At 55.2% G+C, this 8026-nt stretch carries 9 protein-coding genes; 2 read left to right on the forward strand and 7 right to left on the reverse strand.

Features of this window, described 5'->3' with window-relative positions; translation table 11 throughout:
• Positions 1-47 precede the first annotated feature (47 nt).
• Complete coding sequence (locus ACTM82_RS08630) at positions 48-1646, forward strand: recombinase family protein (protein WP_441088542.1); 1599 nt, start codon at positions 48-50, stop codon at positions 1644-1646.
• Positions 1647-1703: 57 nt separating this feature from the next.
• Here the strand turns inward: ACTM82_RS08630 and ACTM82_RS08635 are convergent, their stop codons facing one another.
• The 7 genes from ACTM82_RS08635 to ACTM82_RS08665 all read right to left on the reverse strand — a co-directional run bounded on the left by ACTM82_RS08635 (position 1704) and on the right by ACTM82_RS08665 (position 6977).
• Complete coding sequence (locus tag ACTM82_RS08635) at positions 1704-2570, reverse strand: DegV family protein (RefSeq protein WP_427748039.1); 867 nt, start codon at positions 2568-2570, stop codon at positions 1704-1706.
• A gap of 177 nt (positions 2571-2747) precedes the next feature.
• Positions 2748-3869, reverse strand: a complete 1122-nt coding sequence (locus ACTM82_RS08640; RefSeq protein ID WP_154516376.1) for a coiled-coil domain-containing protein — start codon at positions 3867-3869, stop codon at positions 2748-2750.
• A 32-nt stretch (positions 3870-3901) separates the two neighbouring features.
• Positions 3902-4432: an adenine phosphoribosyltransferase gene (locus ACTM82_RS08645; RefSeq protein WP_195838556.1), complete on the reverse strand. Its 531-nt coding sequence runs from the start codon at positions 4430-4432 to the stop codon at positions 3902-3904.
• 38 nt (positions 4433-4470) lie between these two features.
• Positions 4471-5355, reverse strand: a complete 885-nt coding sequence (gene ftsR / locus ACTM82_RS08650) for a transcriptional regulator FtsR (RefSeq protein ID WP_154516382.1) — start codon at positions 5353-5355, stop codon at positions 4471-4473.
• A gap of 3 nt (positions 5356-5358) precedes the next feature.
• Positions 5359-5793, reverse strand: a complete 435-nt coding sequence (locus ACTM82_RS08655; protein WP_195838557.1) for an FHA domain-containing protein — start codon at positions 5791-5793, stop codon at positions 5359-5361.
• A 66-nt stretch (positions 5794-5859) separates the two neighbouring features.
• The gene (locus ACTM82_RS08660; RefSeq protein WP_441031238.1) at positions 5860-6564 is read right to left on the reverse strand and encodes a CDP-alcohol phosphatidyltransferase family protein; all 705 of its coding nucleotides are present in this window, start codon (positions 6562-6564) and stop codon (positions 5860-5862) included.
• 149 nt (positions 6565-6713) lie between these two features.
• Complete coding sequence (locus tag ACTM82_RS08665) at positions 6714-6977, reverse strand: hypothetical protein (RefSeq protein ID WP_441088543.1); 264 nt, start codon at positions 6975-6977, stop codon at positions 6714-6716.
• A 435-nt stretch (positions 6978-7412) separates the two neighbouring features.
• Between ACTM82_RS08665 and ACTM82_RS08670 the strand changes: the two genes are divergently transcribed.
• Positions 7413-7949 (forward strand): 7beta-hydroxysteroid dehydrogenase, encoded by a 537-nt coding sequence (locus ACTM82_RS08670; RefSeq protein ID WP_441055782.1) that lies wholly within the window; start codon positions 7413-7415, stop codon positions 7947-7949.
• The last annotated feature ends 77 nt before the right edge of the window (positions 7950-8026 follow it).

Raw genomic sequence — 8026 nt, forward strand, 5'->3', positions numbered from 1 at the left:
GATGACGCGGAAACGGCCCCTCCCGGGGCCGTTTCAGTTCCAGATCGTTGTTTTCGCCCGCTGAGCTGGGCCTATGCCGGAATCTCTCCCACAGAAACCACCGAAGAGCCAAGTTTTTTGTGGACGACGGATTTTCCGGCGTGAGTTTTGAGCGCGAGGGGCTGCAAGCGATGTTGCAGGAAGTGGAAGCCGGACGAGTGGCGACGGTCATTACCAAAGACCTTTCCCGTCTTGGCAGAAACTATCTGAAAACGGGCGAACTCATAGAGATTGTATTTCCCGAAAACGGAGTACGCTATATCGCGATCAACGACGGAGTTGACACAGCGCGGGAGGATAACGAGTTTACCCCCTTGCGGAACTGGTTTAACGAGTTTTACGCCCGCGACACAAGCAAGAAAATCCGCGCAGTTAAACAGGCACAGGCGCAAAAAGGCGAGCGCGTCAACGGGGAATATCCATACGGCTATATCCCAGACCCGAACAACCGCCACCACCTTATACCCGACCCGGAAACCGCGCCGATTGTCAAACAGGTTTTCGCTATGTTTGTTAGCGGCGTGCGTATGTGCGAAATCCAAAAATGGCTTGCGGAAAACAAAGTCTTGACGATTGGAGCGTTGCGCTATCAGCGTACAGGACAGGCGCGGTATCAGCGGGCAATGATCGCCCCCTATACTTGGCCGGACAAAACGCTCTATGACATATTAGCAAGGCAGGAATATTTAGGGCATACCATAACCGCGAAAACTCACAAGGTATCCTACAAGTCGAAAAAGACCCGGAAGAACGAAGAAGAACAACGCTATTTCTTCCCAAACACCCATGAGCCGCTTGTTGACGAGGAAACCTTTGAACTTGCGCAAAAGCGGATTGCTACCCGCCACCGCCCGACAAAAGCAGCGGAGATTGATATTTTTTCCGGCTTGCTGTTTTGCGCTGGTTGCAGACATAAGATGTATTACCAACAGGGCGTAAATATCGAGCCGCGCAAGTTTTCCTATTCTTGCGGCGCATGGCGCAACAGGGCAAGGACAGGCAGCGAGTGTACCTCTCATTATATCCGCAAAAACGTACTTCTTGATTTAGTGCTGGAAGATATGCGGCGGGTTTTGCGGTATGTTAAGGAACACGAACAGGACTTTATCTGTAAAGCTACCGAGTACGGCGACATGGAAGCGAGAAAGGCATTAGCGCAGCAGCAAAAGGAACTTTTCAAAGCACAGGCGCGTATGACCGAACTTGACACGCTTTTCCGCAAGCTGTATGAGGACAACGCATTAGGCAGACTGACAGATGAACGGTTTGTGTTTCTAACTTCCGGCTATGAGGACGAAAAGAAATCCCTTGCCGCAAGGATAGACGAGTTACAACAGCAGATCGCAACCGTTACCGAGCGAAAAAGGGATATATCAAGGTTTATTCAGATTGTCGGGAAATACAGCGACATACAGGAATTGACCTATGAAAACGTCCATGAGTTTATCGACCGTATTTTGATACATGAATTAGACCGGGAAACCAACACCCGGAAAATCGAAATCCATTATAGCTTTGTCGGACAGGTTGATACCGAGCAGGAGCCGACGCAAGTTGTCAACCATGACCGCCGCAACATGGTAGATGTAAAAAGTATCGCTATCTAACCCCAGCAAAAGAGCCATCAGTCACTTTGTCCCGTCCGCGTTTTGCTTGGTTGAGCTTTATTGGCCCGAAGCCATGCCCATGCCGTAGCCGATGATGAGACCATGCATCTCGGCGTAATAGGAATCTAGGCCGTTGCAAGGCATGATGATAGTCTTGGAGCCTGGCCAGTGCTCCACAATGCGGTCGGCAAGCGCCTGGGCTCCAGCTTCGTTCTCAACGTGATCGATGATGACCTCGCCGCCCGTGAAACCCTCGGCCGCCATGGTGTCGACAATCTTGGTGAGCATCTTCTTTTCGCCTCGCGTATGCCCAACGAGTTCAATTTCGCCCGCTTCGCTCGCCGTGCCCAAAATGCGGATGTTGAGCTTGTTGGCAATAACACCGGCCGCCTTGGGGATACGTCCGGCCTTCGCAAGGTTTTCGTAATTGCATAAACTAAAGAGGATCTTGCTGTTCTGCTCCAAGCTATCGAAGTAGGCGCAGGCTTCCTCAAAGGAGGCATCCGGTTTACTTGCAAGATAGCGATCAAACAGTAAGAAGATCAGGTCCATCTTGCCGCCTGCTGCGCGCGAATTAACCAGGTGAATCTTACGATTGGGCTCTTCGGCAAGCACCATGTCACGCGCAGTGGCTGCGGCATTGTAGCTTCCCGAGACGCCCTCGGAGATGGGCATGCAGATCGTCTTGTCGGCGAGCTTAAAGAGCTCAGCCCACTCCCCTACGCTTGGGCAGGAGCTCGATGATGCGCTGGATTCCGATTGAATGGCAACATTAAGCTCGTGAACATCGAGCGAGAGATCGTCGACAAATTCACGCTCCCCCACTCGGATCTTAAGGGGTGCAAATGCAAAGGTGGTATGAGGTGCGGTTGGTTGCCAATCGCGAAGATTGCAGCTCGAATCTGAGATGAGTGCCCAGCTCATTGAGGGTCCTTTCTAGTTGTTCTCAACAATTATAGCTATCTTTTGGATAGATGCTGCGCATATCTAGTATTCAAAACTAGATTGTAGTTTACACACAAAATAGGCGGTCGAGATAAAACAATGGACCTCGCTCCCAAAGGATACGAGGTCCACTTTCGTTAGCTGAGTTAAAAACACTTAATAGCGAACGAAAATATAATTGTTGTTCATGCCAGCGGCAACGGAGCTGATGATAACGCCCGTGCTGTAGTCGGAAGCATGGATCATCTGGCCGTTACCAATGTAGATGCCGGTGTGGTAAGAGTTAACCACGACGTCGCCCGGCTGAGGATCAGAAACACGGGGCCAACCCATGAAGGTGCCGGTAGTGCCCAGGCGGCAGTAGCGGCCGGTGAGGCAGTAGCTTACAAAGCCGGAGCAGTCAAAGCTGTTCGGGCCAATGCCGCCCCAGGAATAAGCGCAACCAAGCTTGCTATAAGCGCGAGAGACAACGCTGCCGCCGTCAACGGACTGGCTCGGCGCGGAAGGGGCCGGTGCGGGGGCGGGCGTCGAGGGTTGCGGCGTGGGAGCAGGAGCGGGCGCGGGCGCAGGCGTGTTGCCGCCGCCGTTGTTGGTCGTACCGCCACCATTGTTGGTGTTCTCGGTCGTACCGGCGGTGTCGTTGCTCACCGTGGCCTTTTCGGCAGTGCTGGCATTTATGCCAGCCTGCAGCGCGGCGTTCGCCTCGGCCTCGGCAGCAAGCTCGGCCTGCAGCTGTGAATCCAGGGAGTTCACGACACTCTGGGCCTCAGCCTGCTGGGCGTTGAGTTCGTCGACCTTCTTCTGCGTCGCGGCGACGTTCTTCTCCTGCTCGGCCTGCTTATCGGTGAGCTGCTGCTTAAGGTCCTTGACCTCCTGAATGGTCTGGGCCTGCTTGTCGGAAACCTTGCCGTAGTAGAACAAACGGTTGAGCATATCGCCCAGATCGTCGACGCCTGTCAGAACCTGAAGGAGACTCAGACCGCCGGTCTTGTACTCACCGGCAACGTAGGACGAAAGCTTTGCCTGACCCTCGGCAATCTCTTGCTGCTTTTGCGTGATCTCGCCTGCAGTCTGATCAAGCTCCTGCGTCTGTGCGGAGAGTTCTTCATGAATTTGCTGGGTTTGCGTACCGATCTGCTCGAGTTTTGTACGAGCGGCGGCAAGATCGGACGCGGTATCGGCATAGGCAGGAGCCGCGAGGCCCAAGCCCAAAACACAAGCGAGGGTTGCCGTAGCAGCGCAGCGTGCCATGTTTTTGTGCGTGTTTGCTGTGCGCATGGAGCTTCCTTTCCAGTATCTAAGGGTAGCGGCTAGTCCACCGTTACCAGGCTAAAGAGCTCAACGTCCTCGTTAGAAGGCGTGAGCTTCTTGCGCGGATTAAGAAACGCAAGCTCAAGGATACAACCATAACCTACGAGCTTTGCGCCCATATCTCGCACTAGTTTACCTGTTGCCTCAACGGTTCCGCCTGTCGCGACCAAGTCGTCCAGAATCAACACGGTATCTTTAGAGCTGATGGCATCGACGTGAATCTCAATCGAATCGGTTCCATATTCGAGCTCGTATTCCTGGCTAACGGTCTTACGTGGCAGTTTTCCCGGTTTACGTGCAGGAACAAAGCCGGCGCCGAGTGCCACGGCAACAGGCACGCCTACCATAAAGCCGCGAGCCTCGGGTCCTACAACCTTAGTGATGCCCATGCCGGAGAAATGCTCCGCTAGCGCGTCGACCATGGCTTTAAGTGCTTCGGGATTGCTAAAGAGCGGCGTGATATCCTTAAAGACGACTCCGGGCTCGGGATAGTCGGGGATGTCGACGATGTGAGATTCGAAGTCGTACATGGCGTGACCTTTCATGGGAGGCTGGTTTGTAGAAGCGTTTATTTGTCCGCGCTGGCGGTGCCGGTGTGCGAGGGGGCGACAACCTTAAGCGGCTGCACGAGGGATTCCTCGCGCACGGGGACCGCGGAGGCAGATGCCTCTTCGCTTTTGGCCTTGGTTGATTCGGAGCGTGCGATCTCCTCATCGAGGGCATCGATATCGGCGTCCTCGACTACGGCGTTGAGTGACTCAAATACGCGGTTCTTGAGCAGAGCGGTATGCACGCCCTCGGTGAGGTCATGTAACTTCTTAAACGCGCGTTCGAGCTTGGCATCGCGTTCGTCATCGGAGGTGTCCATGCCAAGCATACTCACGAGCACTTGCTCGAACATCGAAGACTCGCGGTTGGCGGATGATACGTACTGACGAAGGTTTCGCGGCTCGATATGAAAGCGTGACAGTTCAGAACAGTAGCGGATAATCGGAAAATCGCGCCCGTCGACGAGCTCGCGGTTCTGCGGACTCTTGATAATGCGAATAAGGTCGTTTTCGGCCAAGGAGCGAATAAACGAGATCTCGACGCCCAACATATCCGGAATGGTCTCGATGGGGTGCAGTTTCTGCTTGGTTTCCTTTGGTTCCGTCTTGAGCGGAACATCGGACAGCAGACCCACCTCGTAGGCAAGCGTGGAGAGATCTGTAGCGTTTTCCAGTCGTTGCTTGATCACGTTGAGCGGCATGTAGCGAGTCTTCTGCAGGTGCAGAATGACCTCTAGACGGTCAACGTCCTCCTTGGAGTATTGGCGATACCCCTTAGGCGTACGATGAGGGGTGATGAGCCCCTCATCTTCTAGAAATCTAATTTTTGAGTTCGAAAGATCGGGGTATGCGCCTCGAAGTAAATTGACGACCTGGCCGATACTCAGATAGTTGCGTTCGGCCATGCCCTACTCACCGGTTTCGATGCGCTCCGGCGTGCTCTCGTGGTAGATGAGCGTGAACGTACCGATCTGGACGGAAGATCCGTCGTGCAGCGGGGCGGCATTGACGATAGCGCCGTCAACCCACGTGCCGTTGAGCGAGCCTAAGTCCTCGATGCGAGCAGCCAGACCCTCGCGAATAATGCGTGCGTGGCTACGCGATACGGTCATGTCATTGAGGAAAATGCCGTTTGCCGGATCGCGGCCAATGGTGGTCACATCGTCCTCGAGTTCAAAGGCAGCACCGGTCTGCGGCCCCTTGACAATAGACAGAACGGGGGCAGTGATGCGAACGTTCGCCATAAGATCGGGAACGGTAACGTCGCTCGAAGGCACACGGAAGACGCAGGTTGCGTCGGCAGTCTTATCGTTTTGAGGCATATTGTTAACCATGTTGTCCATGACAACCCCTAACTTAACGCGGACATGCCGCAAAGAATGAACTGTACGTAATAATACCCCAATGGCTTAGTCTTCGATTTCGGGGTTAAGAAAGTCGACGTCTTCGTCCTCTGGATGCGCAACAGCCTGTTTAATGGCCGCTCCACCCTTAATGGAGTAGATGACAGCGGTGAGCATGGAAAAGATGACGCCGCCATACACAAAAAAGATGCCGAGCGGTACCGAGCTGCCGTTGAGGCCTGGGAAGGCCGTGAACGTGGCGGGCAGCAGATGCCAGCCGTCCACGGTGGGAAAGCCCAGCAGCATGAGTGAGAAGCCGGTCATGAGCAGCGCCGTGGCAATCTTGCCGGGAAACACTACGTCGATGGGGCGGCGGTGGTAGTGGCGCACGATGAGCGTGCCGATGCCCAGGTAGATATCGCGCCCAATGATGAGCACGCAGACCCAGATGGGAAGCTCGCCGCGAACCACGAGGCCTAAAACGCCAGTAAATAGCAGCGCACGGTCGCAGATGGGATCCATAACCTTGCCAAGCCACGAGACCGTTTTAGTCATGCGGGCAATCTGACCGTCCATCCAGTCGGTGGAAGCCGCGATGGCATAAATGACAATGGCGACGACACGGTTGTTGTCCGTCACAAACAGGTACAGGAAGACCAGCGTGAGGACCAGGCGCGTGAAGGTAATGAAATTGGAGATCGTGAAAATCTTATTCGACGGGTAATCGGAGGTGCCGATAAGCTCCTTTTTGATCTTCTTTTTGATGCCCACAGGACTCCCCCGCTGGTAAACGACAAAACTCTCGATACTATACCCGTTCTGGCGATGTCTATCCAGCGTAAGCATAGAGAGTCCAGACATGTGGAGGACGCTGCTGGGTGCCACGAGGACTCTCGCGCCGTTGCTTTAACAAAAAACTCTCACAGGAAGTAGCCGCGAGGGCTATGTTGGTAGTTGCAGCTACAGTTATTGTTGAGGGCGAGCAGCGCGTCGCGCACGCCGTAGAGGTAGCCGCTGATGAGCGCCCAGCGCACGCGCTCGTCGAGCGCAGCGAGGCAGAGCGTCTGCATGGCACCGCCGGAAAAGCCGACGCAGCCGAGTTCGCGCAGACTCCACGCGCCGCGCGCCGAAACGTAGTCGATGAGGCGCATGAGGTCCCAGGTCTTCGGTATCGATGTGCACATCGAGCATCACGCCGACCATGAACATTGCGAGAAACGTATTTGCCGAGCCTACCGAAGCGGTGACGTCGAGCACCGGCGCAGAATAGCGATGCATCCCTTTGTACATGGGCACACAAGGGGATACAGCAAAGGTGACCGGAGGTCGCAATGCCCTCCTGGTGAATAGCTACCAAGGTGGGTAAAACCACATCGAACGCCGCTCACGCCAGGGCGGCGTTCACCTTTTGGTTCCACCCGCCAGCACTTCCCCTCTTGATACTGCAAGGGTTTCATTGTGGTGATAGACCGACACCGTTCATCGTTGTTTCGGGTTCGTTCGCAAAGTCGTGAACGCACTCCCCTCTTGTTCAGCGCATAATGGCGCACCGTATGCGGCTGAGCGGCCGCACGCTAAAGGAGGGGTGCCCGCATGGGCATCGAGAGAGAGGATGCAGAATGAACCTGAGGGAAAAGTACGGTGAGTGGGGCCTGATCCTGGGCGCGACCGAGGGCGTCGGCAAGGCGTTCTGCGAGAAGATCGCCGCCGGCGGCATGAATGTCGTCATGGTCGGCCGTCGCGAGGAGAAGCTGAACGTGCTCGCCGGCGAGATCCGTGAGACCTACGGCGTGGAGACCAAGGTCGTGCGCGCCGACTTTAGCCAGCCCGACGCTGCCGAGACCGTCTTCGCCGCGACCGAGGGCCTGGACATGGGCTTCATGAGCTACGTGGCCTGCCTGCACAGCTTCGGCAAGATCCAGGACACTCCCTGGGAGAAGCACGAGGCCATGATCAACGTCAACGTCGTGACCTTCCTCAAGTGCTTCCACCACTACATGCGGATCTTTGCCGCCCAGGACCGCGGCGCCGTGATCAACGTCTCGTCGATGACCGGCATCAGCTCCAGCCCCTGGAACGGCCAGTACGGCGCGGGCAAGGCCTTCATCCTCAAGATGACCGAGGCCTGTTTGTGTCAAGCTCGGGCTTTCAATTGAGGCAGCGGTTCTTTTCACACGTGGCAAGGAAAGGTTTCAGGTTTGGCAAAGGCGTGCCTCTTTCTCTCTTTGGCTTT

This window comes from Collinsella sp. HCP3S3_E5, assembly GCF_052067635.1.
Taxonomy (GTDB): Bacteria; Actinomycetota; Coriobacteriia; order Coriobacteriales; family Coriobacteriaceae; genus Collinsella.

What these genes read in the sequence shown, in the direction of transcription:
- ACTM82_RS08655 (WP_195838557.1), bottom strand. Translation starts at nt 5,793, where the DNA reads ATGGACAACATGGTTAACAATATGCCTCAAAACGATAAGACTGCCGAC.
- ACTM82_RS08665 (WP_441088543.1), bottom strand. Translation starts at nt 6,977, where the DNA reads ATGTGCACATCGATACCGAAGACCTGGGACCTCATGCGCCTCATCGAC.
- ftsR (WP_154516382.1), bottom strand. Translation starts at nt 5,355, where the DNA reads ATGGCCGAACGCAACTATCTGAGTATCGGCCAGGTCGTCAATTTACTT.
- ACTM82_RS08635 (WP_427748039.1), bottom strand. Translation starts at nt 2,570, where the DNA reads ATGAGCTGGGCACTCATCTCAGATTCGAGCTGCAATCTTCGCGATTGG.
- ACTM82_RS08645 (WP_195838556.1), bottom strand. Translation starts at nt 4,432, where the DNA reads ATGTACGACTTCGAATCTCACATCGTCGACATCCCCGACTATCCCGAG.
- ACTM82_RS08640 (WP_154516376.1), bottom strand. Translation starts at nt 3,869, where the DNA reads ATGCGCACAGCAAACACGCACAAAAACATGGCACGCTGCGCTGCTACG.
- ACTM82_RS08670 (WP_441055782.1), top strand. Translation starts at nt 7,413, where the DNA reads ATGAACCTGAGGGAAAAGTACGGTGAGTGGGGCCTGATCCTGGGCGCG.